The organism is Actinomadura verrucosospora (genome assembly GCF_039540335.1).
In the GTDB taxonomy this organism is placed as follows: domain Bacteria; phylum Actinomycetota; class Actinomycetes; order Streptosporangiales; family Streptosporangiaceae; genus Spirillospora; species Spirillospora verrucosospora.
Genome location: NZ_BAABEV010000026.1, coordinates 14,199 through 33,613 on the forward strand (window position 1 = coordinate 14,199; position 19,415 = coordinate 33,613).

General features: G+C 73.8%; 14 protein-coding genes. 7 read left to right on the forward strand and 7 right to left on the reverse strand.

Translation table 11 applies throughout. The features are described from left to right. Positions 1–30: 30 nt before the first annotated feature. On the reverse strand, positions 31–1,710 hold the full coding sequence (locus ABD944_RS25440; protein ID WP_345180582.1) for an ArnT family glycosyltransferase: 1,680 nt from the start codon (positions 1,708–1,710) through the stop codon (positions 31–33). A 40-nt stretch (positions 1,711–1,750) separates the two neighbouring features. Then, positions 1,751–3,481: an alkaline phosphatase family protein gene (locus ABD944_RS25445; RefSeq protein WP_345180584.1), complete on the reverse strand. Its 1,731-nt coding sequence runs from the start codon at positions 3,479–3,481 to the stop codon at positions 1,751–1,753. Positions 3,482–3,606: 125 nt separating this feature from the next. Here ABD944_RS25445 and ABD944_RS25450 point away from each other — a divergent pair, with 125 nt between their 5' ends. After that, positions 3,607–4,212 (forward strand): dihydrofolate reductase family protein, encoded by a 606-nt coding sequence (locus ABD944_RS25450; RefSeq protein WP_345180586.1) that lies wholly within the window; start codon positions 3,607–3,609, stop codon positions 4,210–4,212. On the opposite strand, the gene ABD944_RS25455 is transcribed toward ABD944_RS25450, so the two are convergent. From ABD944_RS25455 to ABD944_RS25470, 4 genes are all read right to left on the reverse strand, one after another. Further along, positions 4,181–5,017, reverse strand: coding sequence for a class II fructose-bisphosphate aldolase (locus ABD944_RS25455; RefSeq protein ID WP_345180588.1), 837 nt, complete (start codon positions 5,015–5,017; stop codon positions 4,181–4,183). The genes ABD944_RS25450 and ABD944_RS25455 overlap by 32 nt on opposite strands. Next, entirely contained in the window at positions 5,010–5,933 is a 924-nt protein-coding gene (locus ABD944_RS25460) for a 1-phosphofructokinase family hexose kinase (RefSeq protein ID WP_345180590.1), read from the reverse strand. Before ABD944_RS25460 ends, ABD944_RS25455 begins: the two co-directional genes overlap by 8 nt. Then, entirely contained in the window at positions 5,930–6,838 is a 909-nt protein-coding gene (locus tag ABD944_RS25465; RefSeq protein ID WP_345180592.1) for an SIS domain-containing protein, read from the reverse strand. The genes ABD944_RS25460 and ABD944_RS25465 overlap by 4 nt, the downstream gene beginning before the upstream one ends. 78 nt (positions 6,839–6,916) lie before the next feature. Continuing rightward, a complete protein-coding gene (locus ABD944_RS25470) occupies positions 6,917–8,572 on the reverse strand; it encodes a hypothetical protein (protein ID WP_345180594.1) in 1,656 nt (551 codons plus the stop codon). Between the two features lie 373 nt (positions 8,573–8,945). Between ABD944_RS25470 and ABD944_RS25475 the strand changes: the two genes are divergently transcribed. Beyond that, positions 8,946–11,627 (forward strand): tetratricopeptide repeat protein, encoded by a 2,682-nt coding sequence (locus ABD944_RS25475; protein ID WP_345180596.1) that lies wholly within the window; start codon positions 8,946–8,948, stop codon positions 11,625–11,627. A gap of 132 nt (positions 11,628–11,759) precedes the next feature. Beyond that, on the forward strand, positions 11,760–12,116 hold the full coding sequence (locus ABD944_RS25480; RefSeq protein WP_345180598.1) for a hypothetical protein: 357 nt from the start codon (positions 11,760–11,762) through the stop codon (positions 12,114–12,116). A gap of 43 nt (positions 12,117–12,159) precedes the next feature. Here ABD944_RS25480 and ABD944_RS25485 read toward each other — a convergent pair whose 3' ends face one another. Next, positions 12,160–14,337, reverse strand: coding sequence for a discoidin domain-containing protein (locus ABD944_RS25485; RefSeq protein WP_345180601.1), 2,178 nt, complete (start codon positions 14,335–14,337; stop codon positions 12,160–12,162). Positions 14,338–14,656: 319 nt separating this feature from the next. Between ABD944_RS25485 and ABD944_RS25490 the strand changes: the two genes are divergently transcribed. Genes ABD944_RS25490 through ABD944_RS25505 form a run of 4 tightly spaced genes read left to right on the forward strand, consistent with a single transcriptional unit; the run spans position 14,657 to position 19,396 of the window. Continuing rightward, positions 14,657–15,418, forward strand: a complete 762-nt coding sequence (locus ABD944_RS25490; RefSeq protein ID WP_345180603.1) for a DeoR/GlpR family DNA-binding transcription regulator — start codon at positions 14,657–14,659, stop codon at positions 15,416–15,418. Further along, the gene (locus tag ABD944_RS25495; RefSeq protein ID WP_345180605.1) at positions 15,415–16,785 is read left to right on the forward strand and encodes a 6-phospho-beta-glucosidase; all 1,371 of its coding nucleotides are present in this window, start codon (positions 15,415–15,417) and stop codon (positions 16,783–16,785) included. The genes ABD944_RS25490 and ABD944_RS25495 overlap by 4 nt, the downstream gene beginning before the upstream one ends. Beyond that, positions 16,782–17,978 carry a carbohydrate kinase family protein gene (locus tag ABD944_RS25500; protein WP_345180607.1) on the forward strand — a complete coding sequence of 399 codons (1,197 nt, stop codon included), beginning with the start codon at positions 16,782–16,784 and terminating at the stop codon, positions 17,976–17,978. The genes ABD944_RS25495 and ABD944_RS25500 overlap by 4 nt, the downstream gene beginning before the upstream one ends. A 59-nt stretch (positions 17,979–18,037) precedes the next feature. Then, a complete protein-coding gene (locus ABD944_RS25505) occupies positions 18,038–19,396 on the forward strand; it encodes an extracellular solute-binding protein (protein WP_345180609.1) in 1,359 nt (452 codons plus the stop codon). Positions 19,397–19,415: the final 19 nt, after the last annotated feature.

Consider the following 19,415-nt stretch of genomic DNA (forward strand, 5'->3'; position numbering starts at 1 on the left):
CCCGCGGCCCCTCAGAGCCCCGGGAGGGCGCTACGGGCGCAGAGCGGGCCGGCGGAAGATGGTGACCGAGTGCCCGACCTCGTCGATCGGCTCGCTGGTGCGGATCAGCGGCGTCAGCCGCGGGTCGTTCTTGACGAGCCAGCTGTCGGAGACGACCAGCAGCCCGCGCACCTCGCCGGGCGGCGCGGTGAGCGGGTCGCGCGCGCGGATGCCGTAGGCGGACGGGACGCCGCTGCCCTTGAAGACCAGCCAGACCGGCTCGCCTGGATACCGCTCCCGGAGCCGATCGGCGAGCCGCCCGAGGTCCTGGCCCCAGTCGGCGTTGGAGTCGTGCAGGCGCAGGTGGGTCTTGGACGGGCCGCCGAACGCCTCGTTGGAGTACGGCAGGTAGTAGGGGAAGGCGCGCAGCGAGCTGACCGCGACGAGCAACAGCAGCGCGACCGTCGCGGCCTTGGCCCACCGCCACGGGACGAGGACCGCGCCGCCCGCCGCCACCGCCAGGAAGACCGGGACGAAGATGGCGTAGCGGACGCCGAGGTCGCGGGACCCGGTCATCGCCACCGCCAGCAGGACGGCCGTGGGCGCGAAGAGGTACGGCGCCGCCGGACGCAGCCGGGGCAGCGCCGCCGTCGCGGCGATGCCCGCCGCCCACAGACCGAGCATCCCCAGCGGCGTCTTCACCAGCAGCGCGGCCGGCAGGTAGTACCAGCGGGAGCCGTGGTAGACGTCACCGAACAGGAAACCGGTCCACCGCATGTCCTCGAAACCGAACTGCGCGCGCATCCCGTCCTGGAAGGGCCGGGGGAACGGCAGCCAGCCGGCGGCGAGTCCGCGCATCCCGCCGGCGGACGGCAGGTCGGCGGGCGCGGCCCAGCGCAGGCGCGGATCCACGGCGAGGTAGCTCGCCCACACCACCGCGACGGCCAGGACGCCGACGCCCGCCGCCGACAGCACGGCGGTCGCCACGGGACGGCGCGGCGGACGGGACGTCCGGACCGACACCGCCGCCAGGACGAGGAGCACCGGCAGCGCGGGCAGCGCGCTCATCTTCGTCGCCACGGCCGCGCCGAGCGCCGCCCCGGCGAGCGGCAGGTAGAGCCGCGGCCTGCGCCTCGCGCGCCAGAGCAGCCACACCGACGTCAGCAGCAGGCCGGCCGTGGGGACGTCCAGCGTGGCCAGCGACCCGTGCGCGATGACGTCGGGGGAGAAGGCGTACAGGGTCAGTGCCGTGAGCCCCCCGGCCGGGCCGGCGAGGTCGCGGGCGAACGCGAAGACGACCAGCCCGAACAGCAGCGTCAGCGCGATGACGGGCAGCCGCCCCGCGAGCAGCACCCGCTTGGGGTCGTTGCCCCACCGGTACAGGAACTGCCTCCCGAGCCTGTAGTCGCTGCCGGTGAAGGAGGTGCGCAGGTGCGGCCCGGCGAGCACCGCCCCCGCCCCGATGAGGAGCTTGCCGAGCGGCGGGTGCTCGGCGTTGTGGCGCAGGTCGTGCTCGCGGAGGTAGACCACGCCCGTGCTGATGTAGACGGGCTCGTCGACGGTCGGGCTCTGCTGCACGGCCGTGGTCGCCATCGCGGCGCCCATCTGGGCCAGCAGCACCGAGACGACCGCCGCGAGCAGCCAGCGGCGGCGCAGCGCGCGGAACCGGCCCGGCGCCTCCTCGGCCGAAGGCGCCGCGGGCCGTCCGGGCTCCGCGGACAGCGAGGTCACGCCGCCATCCCTTCCCGGGGAGCGTCCCCCCGATCTCCGTTCAGCCTCCGAAGGCGGTCAAGAATCTGTCGCGGAACGCGCTCATCGGCCAGACGGGAGTATCCCTGCCGGGACGCAGGCCGTCCTGCCAGCCCCATCCGGAGATCCTGTCCAGGACGGCGCCGTCCTTCGCCACGATGGTGATCGGGACGTCCCGGCTCGCGCCCGGCCCGGTGATGAGCGGCGCGGGCTGGTGGTCGCCGAGGAAGACCAGCACGGTGTCCTTGCCGCCGTAGGTCTCCAGGTAGGAGACGAGCGTGTTCAGCGTGTACTCGATCGACGCGCGGTACTCGGCGCGGATGCGGCCGGGCGCCGGCCACGGCGCGTCGTATCCCTTGCCCATCCCGTCGAAGATCGACCCGTCGCCGACCTGCTCCCACGGGACGAGCCGCGGGACGGACGCCCACGGGGCGTGGCTGGACACCAGCGCCGTCTCCGCCATCACCGGCGCCCGGTCCTCCTTCGCCAGTTCGGTGCGCTGGAGCGTCGACAGGGTGTACTGGTCGGGCATCGTGGCGAAGCTGAAGCGCGGGCCTCGGTAGCCGAGGTTCCGGTCGTCGTAGACCTTGTCGTAGCCGTAGAAGGACGCCTCCGGCCAGGCCCGCGTGATCGCCGGCATGAGCGCGACGGTCCGGGAGTCCGCGCGGTGGAACGCCCCGTTCAGCGTCAGCCGGTCGCTGTTCACCAGGGCGCGGTACCGCTGCTGGTTGTTCACCCACAGGCCCGACAGCAGCGTGGCGTGCGCGAGCCAGCTGCCGCCGCCCGCCGTCGAGGACGTGAGCCAGCCGCTGCGCGCGGAGAACCCCGCCTCGCGGAGCCGCCGCGTCCCCTGGTCGAGGACGGCGCCGACCTGCGGCGCGTACTGCGGGCTCTCCACGGCCGACCGCCCGTAACTCTCCACGAACGCCAGGACGACGTCCTTGCCGCGCAGCCCGGTCAGAAGCTTGTCGGGCGGCGTGTCGCGGAACCTGTCCACGGCGGCGGCCCTGGCGAACTCCTCGCGGTCGTTCAGGCTCGTCCTGACCTGGCGCGCGTGGTCGTAGGCGAGGACCGCCGCGCTCCTGGACGCCACCGGCACCCCGTGGACGAACTGCGCCCCGAGCACGGCGCAGGCGAGCCAGACCGTTCCCAGCACGCCGGCGGCCCAGGACGCCGGCCTCCTGTGCCGGACCGCCACGCCGCTCAGGCGCAGCGTCGACAGCGTCGTCAGGACGACCACGCCGACCGCCAGCGCCACCGCCAGCACGACGGCCGCGACCGCCCCCGCCTGCCCGGACGACTCCTTGACGAACTCCACGGCCGGCCCCAGCAGCGGCCAGTCCAGCACCAGGTCGAACGGCCGGACGAGCACCGCGTCGAACCCGATGTCCAGCACCTTCAGCACGAGCAGCAGCCCGAGCACCGCCCCGGCGGCCCCCGCCGCGTACCGCCTCGCCCCGGCCGGCAGCACGAGGACCAGCGCGACACCGGCCACGCCCTCGATCGGGACGCGCACGAACGCCCCCGGGGCCAGGAGGGCGAACTCGGCCGGCGCGACCAGCGCGACCAGCACGAGCAGGAACGCCGCGCCGGTCACCGCCCGCGCCGCGACGCGCCGCCGTCGCGAGCGCTCACCGGCCTCGGGGGCGGCGGCGGGCACGTCCTCGTCTGTGATCCGCTCCAGGCGGCTGTCGGTGGTCAGGTCGTCCTCCCAGGTTCGGCCCCCCGCCGCGTATGCGACACCCCACAGCACGTCCACGCCACGGCCGCGGGTTCAAAAAAATCTCATCTCCGGGAGTCCGGGATGTCGAGAACGCGGCAGTGGGTCCGATCCACTGGTGAAAGGCGCCGCAGGGGCGCCGCCAAGGAGGCACCGCAATGAGCAAGGTCACCTGTGACATCGGGATCTCGGTCGACGGGTTCGCGGCGGGTCCGAACCAGCGCCTGGAGGAGCCGCTCGGCGACGGCGGCGAGCGGCTGCACCGGTGGATGTTCGAGGAGCAGGAGGCCAACGCCGAGGAGATCGCGAAGATCACCTCGGCCGGGGCCTACATCATGGGGCGCCACATGTTCGGCCCCGACCGCGGCCCGGCGTGGAACCCGGACTGGACGGGCTGGTGGGGCGAGGAGCCGCCCTACCACGCGCCGGTCTTCGTGCTGACGCACCACCCGCGCGAGAGCATCGTGATGAAGGGCGGCACGACGTTCCACTTCGTCACCGACGGGATCGAGTCGGCATTGGCCCAGGCGCGGGACGCGGCGGGGGACAGGGACGTCTCGATCGCCGGTGGGGCGAGCACCGTGAACCAGTACCTCGCGGCGGGCCGGATCGAGGAACTCCGCCTCCACATCGCCCCCGTCGTCCTCGGGGAGGGCGAGCGCCTGTTCGAGGGCGTCGGCGACCTGGCGCTGGAGCCGGTCGGCGTGGCCCGGACGCCCCTGGTCACCCACGTCACCTACCGCGTCGGCGGCCCGCGCGGATGACGTGCAGCAGGCGGGCGACCTCGGCGGCCACCGCGTCGCGGCCGGCGGAGACGTAGCGGCGCGGGTCGACCAGTCCGGGATCGGCGGCCAGCCGGTCCCGGACGGCGGCGGTGAACACCTTGTTCAGCTGCGTCGCGACGTTGATCTTGGTCATGCCGTGCTCGACGGCGGCGGCGAGCCCGTCGTCGGGCACCCCGGAGGACCCGTGCAGGACCAGCGGGACGGGCACCGCCGCGCGCAGCCGGGCGATGAGCGCGAGATCGAGGACGGTGTCGCGGGTCAGCATCGCGTGGGACGTGCCGACCGCGACCGCCAGGGCGTCCACGCCCGTGGCGGCCACGTACCCGGCGGCCTCGTCCGGGTCGGTGCGGGCGTGCGGCGCGTGCACGCCGTCCTTCCCGCCGATCTCGCCGAGCTCCGCCTCGACCCACACCCCCTCGGCCCGGCAGCGGGCGGCGACGTCGGCGGTGCTCGCCACGTTCGCCTCGTGCGGGAGGGCGGACGCGTCGAACATCACCGACCCGAACCCGAGGGCGACCGCCTCGCGGACGAGGTCCGGCGAGGTGGCGTGGTCCAGGTGGACGACGACCGGGACGGACGCGGCGCGGCCGAGCGCCAGCACGGCCCGCCCGATCGGGCCGAGCGCGCCGTGGTAGGCGACGCAGTTCTCGCTGATCTGCAGGACCACGGGCGCGCCCGCCCGCTCCGCCCCGGCGACGATCGCCTCGGCGTGCTCCAGCTGGATCACGTTGAACGCCCCCAGCCCGCGGCCCCGCGCGTCCGGTCCGGCGATGACGTCACTCATGGGGGCGAGCGGCATGGTTCTCCTCGGTCCGGAGGGTGACACGGGGCAGCAGCGCGGGAAGCCCGGCGGGGTCGATCTCGCCCGCGACGGGGGAGCGGACCGCGCAGGCCGCCAGCGCGACGGCGCGGCGGAGCCGGTCCGGCCAGGGCAGGCCGGCGGCGAGGCCCGCCGCCAGCCCCGCCACGAGCGCGTCCCCCGCGCCCGTCGGGTTGCCCTGGAGAGGACGGTCGAGCGCGGCGCGCAGGACGCCGTCCGGGGTCGCGGCGAGGACGCCGCCGGCGCCGAGCGAGGCGACCACCGCGCCCGCGCCCGCCTCGCGCAGCGCGCGGATCCCCGCGGCCGTGTCGCCGGTGCCGCTCGCGCGGGCGAGCTCCTCGGCGTTCGGCTTCACGACGCCGGGGCGCCCGGCGAGCCCGAGGCGCAGCGCCTCCCCGTCGGCGTCCAGGATCACCGGGCCGGGTGCCGTGCGGGCGAGCCGCGCGTAGGCGTCCGGGGGGACGCCCGGCGGCAGGCTCCCCGACAGCACGACCACGGCGGCGTCCCGGGCCAGGGACTCGAACGCGGCCAGGAACGCGGCCCACTCCGCGCCGGTCACCTGCGGGCCCGGCTCGCAGAACATCGTGGCCTCGGCGCCGACGACGGTGACCGTCCGGCGCGACTCCGCGGCGACCGGAGTGAACGCCGCGGGCACGCCGAGGGAGCCGAGCCCCTCCTCGATGCGCCGCCCCGCGGCGCCTCCGGCCAGGCCGGAGGCCACGACCTCGTGCCCGAGGGCGTGCAGCACCCGGGCCACGTTGACGCCCTTGCCACCGGGCCGCGAGTGCACCGCGGCGACCCGGTGGACCGCTCCGAGCCGCGCCTGCGGCACCTCGTAGGTGTCGTCGAGGGCGGCGTTCAGCGTGACCGTGAGGATCATGCCGCCGGGCCGCCGGGCGCGGCGTCCAGGACGACCGAGCGGGTGAGGTGCCGGGGGCGCTCGGGGTCCAGGCCCGCCGCGTCCGCCCGCGCGACCGCGAGTCGCTGCACCCGGACCAGTTCGGCGAGGGGGTCGGCGCCGGCGGCGCGCAGCAGCCCGCCGGTCGCGGCCACCTCCTCGCCGAGGCCGTCCGGGAGCCCGCCGAGCATCCACACCGCCCGGCCGGGGCCGGTGATGCTGATCGGCCCGTGCCGGTACTCCATCGCGGGGTAGGCCTCGGTCCAGAAGCACGCCGCCTCGCGCATCTTCAGGGCGGCCTCCTGCGCGAGGCCGACCGTCCATCCGCGGCCGAGGAAGGTGATCTGCTCGACCTCCAGCAGCCCGGGCGGGAGCGGGTCGGCCACCGCGGCCTCGGCGGCGGCGATCGCGGCCCCCAGGTCCTCGCCGAGGTGCGCGCGCAGCAGCGCCAGCAGGGTGGTGGCGAACCGGGTCTGCACGACCGACTCCTCGTCGGCGAAGTCGAGCACGACCAGCCGGTCGGCGCTGCCGGCCACCGGCGTGTCCGGGTCGGCGGTGATCGCCGTTGTCGGGACCGAGCCGCCGAGCCGGTCCAGGACGGCGAGGACCTCGGTCGTCGTCCCGGACCTCGTGAGCGCCAGCACCCGGTCGTAGCGGCGGCCGTACGGCATCTCCGAGGCGGCGAAGGCGTCGGTCTCCCCGTGCCCGGCCCCCTCCCGCAGCGCCGCGTACGCCTGCGCCATGTACAGGGAGGTGCCGCATCCGACGACCGCCACCCGCTCCCCGCGGGCCGGCAGCGCGTCGCGCAGCCCGTCGGCCAGCCCGGCGGCCCGCCGCCAGCACTCCGGCTGCGCGGAGATCTCGGTCATGATGCGGTTCCCGGCCATGAGCCCTCCCGAAGTCCGATCCTTCCGGGACCTTATGCTCACTTGTGCTCGAAAGTGAAGACTAAAGAGCAGAAAACATCATGAACGGTCGGGTGGTTGCAGCCGCACCACGCGGACGAAGCGCACGTCCAGGTCGTCGCCCGCGCCCGTCGCGATCCGGAAGTCGGTGCCGCCGGGGAGGCGGTTGGCGAACGCGGGCCGGGGGAGCCGGAACGTCGCGGTCTTCCACGCGCCGTCGCCCGTGCGGCGCACCGCCGGCGAGCGCCCGCCCCGGTGCTCGATCCACCAGTCGCCCCTGCCGGCGTCCCGGTACGTCACCTTGATCTGCACCGGCCGGAGCCGCCCGCGCAGGAACCGGTCGTCGAGGTCGAAGTACAGGGACGTCTGCCCCTGCGCCCGGTCGGTGCGCAGTCCCTCGTAGGCGGTGCCGTTCTCCGGCCCGAGGACGCCGCTGTGGACGTCGGCGGTGGAGCGGCGGGCCCTTCCGTCGGGAGCAACGTCCCGCTGCACGAGCCAGCGTTCGAGGTTGCGCACCCACGGGCGCCCGGGCCACCGGCGGGCAGCGGTGAAAGGCCCCGTCGTGTCCTTCCAATACGTGTCCTCGGCGTCGCGCAGTGCGGCCCACGCGTCAGGCGAATCGGAGGCGGTCTTGCCGATGCTCAACCGCACCCATCTCCAGTGCTGCGGATACTCCTTCATGTAGGAAGGGCCCGGGACCACGTAGACCCAGTTCGTCCGCAGTTGCAGCGCCTTGAGGTTCGACTGGCGGACGGCGTAGTACGGCTCGCCCGTGTGGTAGCCGCAGTCGTTGAAGCACTCGTTCTCTGTGGCGGCGACATGCCGCCCGTCATGGAGAGGCAGGGACTCGTCCACCGTCAGGTGCCCGTCGGGCTCGACGCGGCTCCCGTAGGACGGCGCCTCGCTCAGATGGAAGTTGAACACCTCGGTGATGCCGGTCCGGATGCCGAGCCCCGCGTCGACGGCCTGCCTGGCGAACAGGTCCGTCCTCGAACCCCACGGACCCCACGGGTAGTCCTCGCCGGTGAACACGAGCTTGCCGCTGTACGGCCCGAAGACGGCGGTCAGATCCCGCCAGGCGTGCCGGTACCACGACCGGTACTTCTCGAACGTCAGCCCCTGTTCCGCCGCCTTGCTGATCAGGTCGTAGTCGTACTCCGCCCAAGTGAACGCGCCGGGGACGTAGACGAGCTTCAGCCGCGGGTCGGCGCGCAGGCCCTCGTCCACGAAGACCCGCTGGTAGAGCGCGAGCAGCCGGCCCCAAACGCACTCGTCCCAGAGGGGCAGGTGGTACTGCCCGTCGTAGTCGGGGCCGAGCGGCTCCACGCCGCACTGGTCCGCCACCCATTCGGGCGCCCACCGCGACCCGCTGGCGAAGATGCGGACCCAGAAGGGCCGCCGGTCCGCCAGTTGCCGGCTCAGCGGCGGGAAGTCCATGTCCTGGGCGGAGCCCGCGGTGCGGGTGTCCAGCGTTCCCGGGCCGTCCGGCTGGAGCTGGCGCCAGCTCAGGTCCAGGCTGCGCGTGCCGACGCCGAACCGCGGGGCGGCCGTCTCGGAGAACAGCCCCGAGTTCGCCGACGGACGGACCCAGCCCGGCAGCGTCCAGTCGTCGCCCGGCCGCACCCGCACGCTGCCGGCCACGGCGGTCGTGGGCCCGGCGCCCGCCACCGCCGACAGGACCACCAGTCCGGCGAGAACCGCCACGATCCGTTTCACGACCCGCTGCCCGCCCCTCGTCCTTCTCTGTCTCCGCGTGCGCGTTTCCGTTCGGAAACCATGCTCATCCTTCGGGTCTGAGCATGGAAGGGCAATTCGTGACCGGACCACCGGTCGCGCCGCCGCGTCGTTTCGGAGGGGCCCTGGCGGTCCCGCCGCTAGCGCCGCCCGGCGGTCGACCTGGCCGATCATTTCGCGTCCCCGGGTATCGGGGGGACCGAAAAACCGATCCCTGTCCCTGCCGCGTCTCATGGACGTGCCCTGCCGGGCGCTTCGGGAGACGGCGCCACGGCCGGCCAGGCGGACGGGAGCGAGCTTGCGAGACCGACCGGCGAGACGGCGGCGCCTGTGGGGGCGGCCCCGTTCCCTGGCCGTGCATCGGGTCCCGGCCGCGGCGGGGCTGACCGTCGGCCTCGGCACCTATGCCGGATTCGCCGCCCAGGTCCCGCCGTCCGCAGGAGCGGGTCCCCTCGCGCTCGGCTTGTTCAGCTCCCTCGTCACGGGCGGCGGCACGTACCTTGGGCTCCTGCACGAACGGACGCGGCGGCTGCCACCGGCCAGGGAGCCCGGCGAACCCGCCCCGCCCCGGCGCACGGTGGCGGTGTCCTACCATCCGGCCGACTCGGCGTACGCGGAGTGGGTGGCTGCCGCCGTCTCCCTCGCCACTCCCGCGCATGTCGAGATGCGCCCGTGGGGTTCGCCGCCCGCTGCTCCAGCCGGGGAGACCTGGGAACTGGTCGTTCATTCCTCCACGAGCGAGATCGCCCAGCGCGGGGACGAGTCCCGGAGTGACGGCCGGGACGGCGCACGACGGATCGAGGTCCGGGTCGACTCCTGCGCGGGCGACGCGGAGGCGGACGCCATCGACATCGAAGGCATGGCGGAGAGCGCGGCGTGCGCGGTCATCGTCCGCGGGCTCGCCGCCCGCGGCGCCCTCGACGCCGCCGCCCCGGCTCCCGGACCGGACCGGCGCCCCTCCCGGCACGGGGTGCGCTTCCCCGGCGACGGCCCCCGCGTCAGCAACCTCCCTCCGCCCGACCCGGGCTTCGTCGACCGCGACGAGCTGACGCGCCGCGTGCGGGCCGCCCTGACCCGCGGGCACGCGCCCGACGGCGCGACCGCCGTCGCCCTGTGGGGCCTCGGCGGCGTGGGGAAGACGGCCCTGGCCGCGGAGTACGCCCACCGCTACGGCGGGTGCTACGACATCGTGTGGTGGCTGAACGCCGAGAGCGCGGTCGAACTGCGGCACGGGCTGCTCGGGCTGGCGGCGGCGCTCGGCGTCCGCGAGCAGCCCGACGCGGACCGGGTCGTCGCCGAACTGTGGCGGACGCTGCGCGGCGACGACCGCTGGCTGCTGGTCTACGACAACGCCGACGCCGACGCCGCGCCCGGCGCCGGAGGGAGCCCGGTCCAGCACTGGCCCGCCGGCCGCGCCGGGCATGTCGTGTTCACCTCCGCGCGGTCGGACTGGGGCGGGCTGATCGATCCCGGCGGCCGCGTCGAGGTGCGTCCCATGGCACCCGCGACGGCGGAGCGGTTCCTGCGCGAGGGGACCGGCGACGACGACCCCGAGGCGGCCCGCGAGATCGCCCGGGTGCTCGGCGGTCTGCCGCTCGCCCTCGCGCACGCCGCGGCCTACTGCCGGCAGGCCGCCGTGCCGCTGCGCACCTACCGGCGGCTGCTGGACGACTCGCTCGGCCGGGTGCTGTCGCGCTTCCGGCCCGACGACCGGGTCCAGCCCGTGTCCATGACCTGGAACCTGCTGCTCGCCCGGGCGGGGGAGCAGCTGCCGGCGGCGCTCGATCTGATGCGCCTGTGGGCGATGCTCGCCCCCGTCGGGATCCCCCGCGACCTGCTCGACCCGGCGGTGCCGCTGCCCGGCGGGCTGGCGCACCTGGCGGACGACCTCGTCGAGCACGACCTGGCCGTGCAGCGGCTGGCGCGGTACTCCCTGGTCACCGCGGAGGCGGGTCGGCTGCACGTCCACCGCCTCGTGCAGACCGCCGTCCGGCTGGACACCGAATCCGCCGAAGAGTGGCTGGAGGCCGCCGTGGCGCTGCTCGAACGGCGGTTCCCCCGCGACGTCGCGGACAGCGGCCGGTGGGGGACGTGCGCGGAGCTCCTGCCCCACGTCCTGGCCGTCCAGGCCCGCCATCGGGAGCAGGGCGACGGGGAAGACCGCCCGCCGTCCAGGACGGAGAGAGCGCTCGGCGACCTGCTCCACCGCGCCGGGTCCTACCTGATCGAACGAGCCGGCTACGCCGAGGCGCGCGAGCCGTTGGAAACGGCCCTGGCGCTGCGTGAACGCGCGTACGGACGCGGCAGCCCCCAGTGGGCGGAGACGAAGCTCCGCCAGGGCGTCCTGCTGTACAGGCTCGCGGACCTCGCCGCCGCCCGGACGGCCATGGACACGGCTCTGCGCGTCCGGGCGGAGACGGCGGGCCCCGACGATCCGGCGCTCTTCCCGTTCCTGGTGTGGCGGTGCCGCCTGCTGATCGAGTTCTCCGAGCTGGGGGAGGCCCGCCGCGCCGCCGGAGCCGCCGCGAACCTGGCGCGCGGCTACGGCGACGAGCACTTCGAGATCATGGAGCAGCACAGGGCCGAGGCCACCGCGCTGTGCGCGCTGGGCGACCACGCCGCCGCCGAGCGGCTGCTGCGGCGCGTCGCCCGGGCGTTCCGGGAGAGCCTGGGCGAGCATCCCACGACGGTCGCCGCCGAAACCCTGCACGCGACGGCGCTCGCCCGCCTGGGCGAGACCGGCACCGCGGACGCGATCCTGCGGAGGGGCCGCGAGCTGTACGAGCGCCTCTACGGTCCCGGCCATCCCTACGTCGCCGAGGTGCTCGCCAGGCACGGGCCCGTCCTCGCCGCGATGGGCGACGCGGACGCCGCCGCAGGCGCCCTGGTCAGAGCGCGGCGCATCTACGAGGAGCGGTACGGGCCGGAGCACCCCAGGCTGATCCCGCTCCTCACCGGCCTGGCCGAACTCTCCGGCCGCCCGGACGAGGCCACCGAGCTCAGAGAACGCGCCGACCGCATCCGGCGGCGCCTGTGACGACGCCTGGGAGGAACCATCAACGTCACCGAATTCGCGGACACCTTCCTGACCACCCACATCAGGGCCCAGCTCACGCTGGACGGCGAGTCCGGGTTCGCCGTCGAGGAGTACTTCGGCTCCTCGCGCGACGTGCTCGGCGACCTGTTCACCGTCTGGTACGCCGGTCCCGGCGGCCGCCAGGCGGAGTGGCGCGACCCCGGGGCGGAGCCGCTGCGCGTTCGTGACGCCGCGCGCGGCACGGTCCTTTGGGAGCGCGACCGGCGGCGGAAGCTCGACGACTTCGGGACGCTTTTCCGCGCCCAGACCGAGCCCGTCCAGCTCGTCCTTCCGGTGCTGCGCGCGGAGTCCGGCCGGAGGCTGCTCCTGGACGGCACGCACCGCGCGGTCGCCGCCTACGGTGCCGACGCGCCGGTCACCCTGTTCGTCTTCGCGCTGCGGGGCCCGGCGGGCCCGGAGATGCTGCCCGACCTCGTCCACCACCTCTGACACTGCGGGCCGCTCGGAGGCGGGCCCGCAGTGTCAGAGCGGATCAGGGATAAGCGACCACGTTGGCCGGGACCGTGCCGGCGCCGGACGCCTCCGGGCCCGTGTCGTTGACGACGTGCCGGATGACCCCGTTGCCGCCCAGCGAGACCGTGAGCAGGTCGTGGAACCGCACGCCCGGCCGGTCCGGGACCTCGAAGCCGCGCGCCGCCACGATCGACGGGTCGACGTTGAAGTAGCAGTAGCTGCCAAGCCCCCAGCCCTCGTGCGCGGTGACGGAGTCCGCGACCTTGTAGGCGGCGTAGCCGCCGGGGGAGTCGCTCCGCCAGGCGGACTGGTTCGGCGGGTCGTACGGCATCTCGTTCTGGAAGAAGACCGTTCTGCCGCGCTCGCCGTTCCAGACGAGCTGGTACTTCTGGTAGTGCTCGACGAACAGCCCGTAGGCGGTGACGTCGTCGCCGTTGACGACCACGCCGTTGGCGGCGGTGTTGACCGTCCAGCCGACGCCGCTCCCGTGGTCGGCGCGCCACGCCCAGATGTGGTCGAGCAGGGCGTCGTCGCTGTTCACCACCAGGCTCGTGGCCGCCTTCCCCGGCCCGGCGCCGCCGATCCTGAAGAAGACGTCCTGCACCGAGGCGGGGTCGCTGGAGTGGTCGGCGCCCGCGCCGTCGGGGCCGAGCCGGAGCAGCACCGGCGATTCGGCCGTCCCGGCGTCGAACAGCATCCCGGCCAGCCTGACGCCGTCGACGTCGGCCACGCTCATCGCCGCCGCGCCGCTGTCGGGGACGAGGGTCGGGTACCCGATGCCGAGCACCACCGTGTCCGGACGCGTGACGTTGATCGTCTGCCCCAGGTGGTAGACGCCGGGGGTGAGCAGCAGGTTGAGGCCCTGCCCCAGCGCGGCGTTGATGGTGGCGGCCGAGTCGCCCGGCCTGGCCACGTAGAACCGCGACAGCGGGATGGACGAGCCGGGCGTGGAGCCGCCTGCCCAGGTCGTCCCGCGCGAGTCGCGCCGCAGCGCCGGGACGAAGACGCTGTACGCCCCGGACGCGTCGACGTACAGGTAGGGCTTCTCCCTGGTCACGGGGCTGGTGTTCAGGGTGGTGTAGGGCGGGTTCGGGAAGCTCTGGGCGGGCGCCCCCTCGACGCCGGAGAACACCATGTTCCACACGCCGTTGAGGTTGCCGCCGATCCGGCTGTCGCGCGTCAGCCACTGCTGCTGCGAGTACGGCTGCACCTGTCCGTCCACCTTGGAGTCGGCGATGTAGCCGCCGCTGGCCCACCCGTAGCCGGTGGGGGCGAGGTTCAGGTCGCCGCGCACGTGGATGCGCCGGAACGGCGCGGCCTGCGCCACCGCCCACCGGTCCGACCCGCCGGACGGCGTGATCGACAGGTTCTCGGCGGACCGCCAGAAGTTCTGCGTGGCGTTGCCGCCGAACCAGCCCGCGTCCACGGTGACGCCGCCGTTGACGGTGACGTCGTCGGGATCGCGGCCGAGGCCGGCGATGGAGGTGTAGAAGCCGATGCGGGCGTTGACGTTGTAGCCGCCCGGCTTGAACAGCAGCGCGTACCGGGCCGTCCCGAACTGGTTGCTCTCCTGCTCGCGGAAGACCGCGTCGATCCGGCTCTGGACGTCGGACGCGCTCATGGACGGGTCGAACACCAGGACGTTGGGCCCGAGGTCGCCCCCGCCGGGGAGCGTGCCGTCGCCGGAGCCGGTGTGCACGGCAAGCCCGAACAGCGAGTATCCCCACTGCGTGGCGCGGGCCGTGCCGTACACGCGGACGTAGCGGCCCTTGCCGGCGACATTGACCGTCTGGGTTCCGCCGGTGCCGTTCGCGGTGGAGTAGATCGAGGTCCAGCCGGTGGCGTTGTCGGATACCTCGATCTGGAAGGCCGTGGCGTAGGCGCTCTCCCAGGCGAGGACGATCTGGCAGACGTCCTGGACGGTGCCGAGGTCGACCTGGAGCCATTGCGGATCGCCGAAGGCGCTCGACCAGCGGGTCGCGGGATCGCCGTCGACGGCGGCGGAGGCGGGGAAGGACGCGTTCTCGGTGGAAGAGGCGGTCGCGGGCCGGTTCAGCGCCGCGTCCGACGAGCCGCAGGCCGCCGCTGCGGCACGTCCGGCCGGTGCGGGAACGGCGAGCGCGACGGCGAGCAGCAGGGTGAAGACGGCGGCCGGCCAGGCTCTCCTGGACGGCTCTCGGGGTGGGACGGGATGCATGCGCATCTCCTTCGCGTGGGGGGTGAGCGGGGGCCCTCAGAGCACGCGCGTTATTTCACATCATGATTTAAGGTCGAAATTATGCACCGGTCAAGAGCCCTTTTTGTCTCGGTTTGACCCTGGGTCCTGACAACCGGCGCGCCGCCCCGGACGCTCCGGCCCCGGTGCCTGTGGAACGTTCCGGGCCCTCGACAGCGACCGCTGACTTCACTGGGCCCCTGACCGGATCCGCGCACGTCAGAGAAGTGAATGACGGACTTCGCGCAGGTTTCCGCCGGGGTGATGACGGATGTCGAGCAGCGGTGTTACGTTCCACCGCGTGACATCGAGCATCCGACGGGCGCAGATCGTGTCGTCCCTGCGTGCCAAGGGCGCCGCCTCCGTGCGGGAGCTGGCCGAGACCCTCCAGGTCAGCGAGTCCACGATCCGCCGCGACCTCGACGTGCTCGACCGCAACGGCGAGCTGCTGCGCACCTACGGGGGAGCGGCGCTCTCCCCGCGCCCGGCGGCGCCGGAGATCTCGTTCGCGGCGTCGGCCGAGCACGACAGCGCCGAGAAGGCGGCGGTCGCGGAACGGGCGGCGGAGCTGGTGGAGGACGACATGGTCGTGGTCCTCGACATCGGCACCAGCACCCGGCTCCTCGCCCGGCACCTGCGCGGGCGTCCCGTCACCGTCATCACCGCCAACCTGGCCGTGCTGGACGAACTGCGCGACGACGACGCCGTCCGGCTGTGCCTGCTCGGCGGCGTCGTGCGGCGCAACTACCTCTCGCTCGTCGGCTCGCTCACCGAGACCGCGCTCCGCCAGGTCCGTGCCGACCTGGTGTTCCTGAGCTGCACCGGGGTGCGGCCCGACGGCCACGTCATGGACGACATGGAGGTCGAGACGCCGATCAAGCAGGCGATGCTGGAATCGGCGGACCGGGTGGTGCTGGTCGCCTCCGAGGCGAAGTTCCCCGGCACCGGCTCGCTGCGGGTGTGCTCGCTCGACCGCGTCGACGCACTGGTCACGACGGCCGGGGCCGACCCCCGGACTCTGGAGGTCTGCCGGGAGGCGGGCGGAAAGGTGTACATCGCATGAAGCTGGCCATTCTCGGCGGTGGCGGGTTCCGGGTGCCCTACGTGTACCAGGCCCTGCTGCGCGACCCAGGCTCCCCGCGCATCGAGGAGGTCTGGCTGCAGGACTCCGACGCCGGCCGGCTGGCGGGGATGGCGGAGGTCCTCGCGGCCCTCGCCGGCGGAGCCGAGGACGCGCCGCGCGTCTTCACCAGCACCGGGCTCGACGAGGCGCTGGAAGGCGCCGACTTCGTCTTCGCCGCCGTCCGGGTGGGCGGCCTGCGGGGGCGGGTGTGCGACGAGCGCGTGGCGCTGGACCTGAACGTGCTCGGCCAGGAGACCACCGGCCCCGGCGGCATCGCCTACGGGCTGCGCACCATCCCCGTGATGCTCGACATCGCGCATCGCGTGAAGGCGCTCGCGCCGGACGCCTACGTCATCAACTTCACCAACCCCGCCGGGATGATCACCGAGGCGATGCAGGGCGTCCTCGGCGACCGGGTGCTCGGGATCTGCGACACCCCGTCCGGCCTCGGCATGCGGGTGGCCGCCGCGCTCGGCCTGGACCCGGACCGGATCCGGCTCGACTACGTCGGCCTGAACCACCTCGGCTGGATGCGCCGCGTCCTGCACGACGGCGAGGACGTCCTGCCCCGCCTGCTGGCCGACGACGACCTGCTCGGGAACCTGGAGGAGGGCGTCGTCTTCGGCCGCGAATGGCTGCGCGACCTCGGCCTCATCCCCAACGAGTACCTGTACTACTACTACTTCAACCGGGAGGCGGTCCGCGCCACCCTGGACGCGCCGCAGACGCGCGGCGAGTTCCTGCTCAAGCAGCAGGAGGCGTTCTACGAGCGGATCGCGGCGGCGTCCGGCGGCGCGGCCATGGAGCTGTGGCGCGAGACGGTCGCCTCCCGCAGCGCGAGCTACATGGCCGAGATGAAGGGCGCCCGGACCGGCGAGGCGCTCGACGACCACTCCGGCATCGACCCCGCCGAGGAGGGCTACGCCAGGGTCGCGCTGAACGTGATGGCCGCGATCAGCCGCGACGAGCCCGCCAGCATGATCCTCAACGTGCGGAACGGTGAGACCGTCACCGCGCTGCCCCCGGACGCGGTCGTCGAGGTGCCCGTCACCGTCGACGCCCGCGGCGTGCACCCGCTTCCCCTCGACCAGCCCGACCTCCACCAGGCCGGGCTCATGCAGCAGGTCAAGGCCGTCGAGCGGCTGACCGTCGGCGCGGCCGTGACCGGTTCGCGGACCGAGGCCGCCAAGGCCTTCGCCCTGCACCCCCTGGTCGACTCGGCGCGGATCGGCCGGCAGCTGCTCGACGGCTACATCGACCGGATCCCCGAGGTCGCCGCCGTCTTCTCCCGTGAGGAGTCGTCATGACAGTGGAAATCCTGGACGGGAGCCCGCCCGTGGACCGTCCCGCGACCGGCGAGGCCGCGGCCCCCGGGCAGCCGCCCGAGCCCTCCCTGGCCGACCCGTGCACCGAGCGCGTCCCGGCGGGCGAGCTGCTGCGCGGCGGGGACGACCCCGGCCCGGCGCCCGGGCTGGACGTCTTCCTGAGCGGCCAGGTCTTCATGGACATGATCTTCACCGGGCTGCCGGGGCTGCCGCCGCCCGGGACCGAGATGTTCACCGAGGGGCTCGGCTCGGCGCCCGGCGGCGCCGCCAACATCGCGGTGGCGATGAGCCGGCTCGGCCTGCGGGTCGGGCTCGCGGCCCCGTTCGGCGACGACATGTTCGGCTCCTACCTGTGGCGGACGCTCGCCGAGCAGGAGGGCATCGACCTCGGGCACTCCCGCCGCATCAAGGGCTGGCCCACCCCGGTCACGGTGTCGCTCGCCTACGACTCCGACCGCAGCATGGTCACCTACGCCAGGCCCCTGCCGGACCTCGATCCCGGCGAGACGGGCGACGCGGAGGCGGTGCTCGGCTCCCCGCCGCCGGCCGCGCGCGCCTGCTTCGTCGACATCGAGCATCCGGTGCCGGGCTGGGCGAAGGAGATGCGCCGGGCGGGCGCCGCGGTGTTCGCCGACATCGGCTGGGACGCCACCGAGACGTGGTCCAGCGAGGTCCTCGACCGGCTGGAGCACGTGGACGTGTTCCTGCCCAACGCCGTCGAGGCCATGGCCTACACCCGCACGACCACCCCGGAGGACGCGGCCCGCGCCCTTTCCGGGCGGGTCCCGGTCGTCGTCGTCAAGCGCGGCGGCGCGGGCGCCATCGCGATCGACTCGGCGACCGGCGAGGTCGCCGAGACCGACGCCCTGCCGGTGCGGCCGCTCGACGCGACCGGAGCGGGCGACGTGTTCGGCGCCGGGTTCCTGTTCGGGACGCTCGCCGGCCTCCCGCTCGCGGAGCGGCTGCGGTTCGCCAACCTGTGCGCGGGCCTGTCGGTCCGGCACCGCAGCGGCTCGCTCGGCGCACCGTGCTGGGGGGAGATCGCCGCGTTCGGCGAGTCCGGCGAGGTGCCCGAGTCCGCCCTCGAACCGTACGCCTTCGTCGTCGACTTCATCCCCGACTCGGCGACCGACACGGTCGTCCGGGCCGAACCCACCCTCCGGGCCGACCACTAGCGCGCCGTCCCCGACCGACGCGGACGCAGCAGGACAGAAAGCAATAGGGAGCCGTAGCAATGCCGACACTGACGAGGCGAGGAGCGGCCGCGGCGGCCGCGGCCCTCGCGACCCTGCTCGCGGCGGCGTGCGCCCCGGGCTCGTCCGGCGACAAGCCGGAGAGCAAGGCGCCCGCCGCGGTGAGCACCGACGTGGCCAAGGCCGGGAACGTGACCCTCACCGTCTGGGACCAGGAGGTCCAGGGCGGGCAGAAGAAGCAGATCGAGGAGCTGAACAAGCGCTTCGAGGCCAAGTACCCCAACGTGAAGATCAAGCGGGTGTCGCGGTCGTTCAGCGACCTGCAGAAGACGCTCCGGCTCGCGCTGTCGGGCGGCAGCCCGCCCGACGTCGTCGAGGCCAACCAGGGCTACGCGTCCATGGCGCAGTACGTCAAGGCCGGGATGCTCCTCCCGCTCGACTCCTACGACCAGGTCTACGGGTGGCGCAAGCGCTACCCCAAGGGCCTGACCGACCTGAACAGCGTCACCCAGGACGGCAAGCTCATCGGGTCCGGCAACCTGTACGGCGTCTCGCTGAACGGCGAGATCGTCGGGCTCTACTACAACAAGGAGAAGCTCGCCAAGCTCGGCGTCCAGCCGCCGAAGAGCTGGGCGGAGTTCGACCAGGCCCTCGCCACGGCCAAGGGCAAGGGCGAGGTCCCGATCGCGTTCGGCAACCTGGAGAAGCTGCCCGCGATGCAGCTGTACGGCATCCTCCAGGACGGCGTCGCCGACAAGGAGGCCGTCCGCAAGCTCGTGTTCGGCAGCGGCGGCTCCTGGACGGACGCCCCGAACGTCCAGGCGGCGCAGAAGCTCGGCGACTGGTCGAAGAAGGGCTACTTCACCAAGGACGCCAACGCCGTCAAGTGGGACGACACCCCCGTCAACTTCGCCAAGGGCGACGGCGTGTTCATGTTCGGCGGCACCTGGTGGGCCTCCGAGCTCAACGACAAGATGAAGGACAAGGTCGGCTTCATGCTGCCGCCCCCGGCGCAGGCCGGGTCGCCGTCGGCGACGATGGGCGGCGAGAGCCTGCCCTGGTCGATCACGTCCAAGAGCAAGAACCCGGACGTCGCCGCCGCCTACATCAACTTCATCACCTCCCCGGAGGCGATGGACGTCTCGGTCGAGACCGGCAACCTGCCGGCGCTCGCCGCGCCCTCCAAGCAGCCGGCCGGGCCGCTGCTGAAGGAGGTCGCGACGGCGTGGGGCGAGCTGAGCAAGAACGACGGCATCACCCCGTACCTCGACTACGCGACGCCGACCTTCGCCGACGCGTTCGGCGGTCCGCTGCAGGAGCTCGTCGCCGGGCGCAAGCCGGCCGACGAGGTCATGAAGGCGGCCCAGGACGACTACTCCGCCTTCCAGAAGAAGAAGTAGGGATCGGCCTTACCCGCCC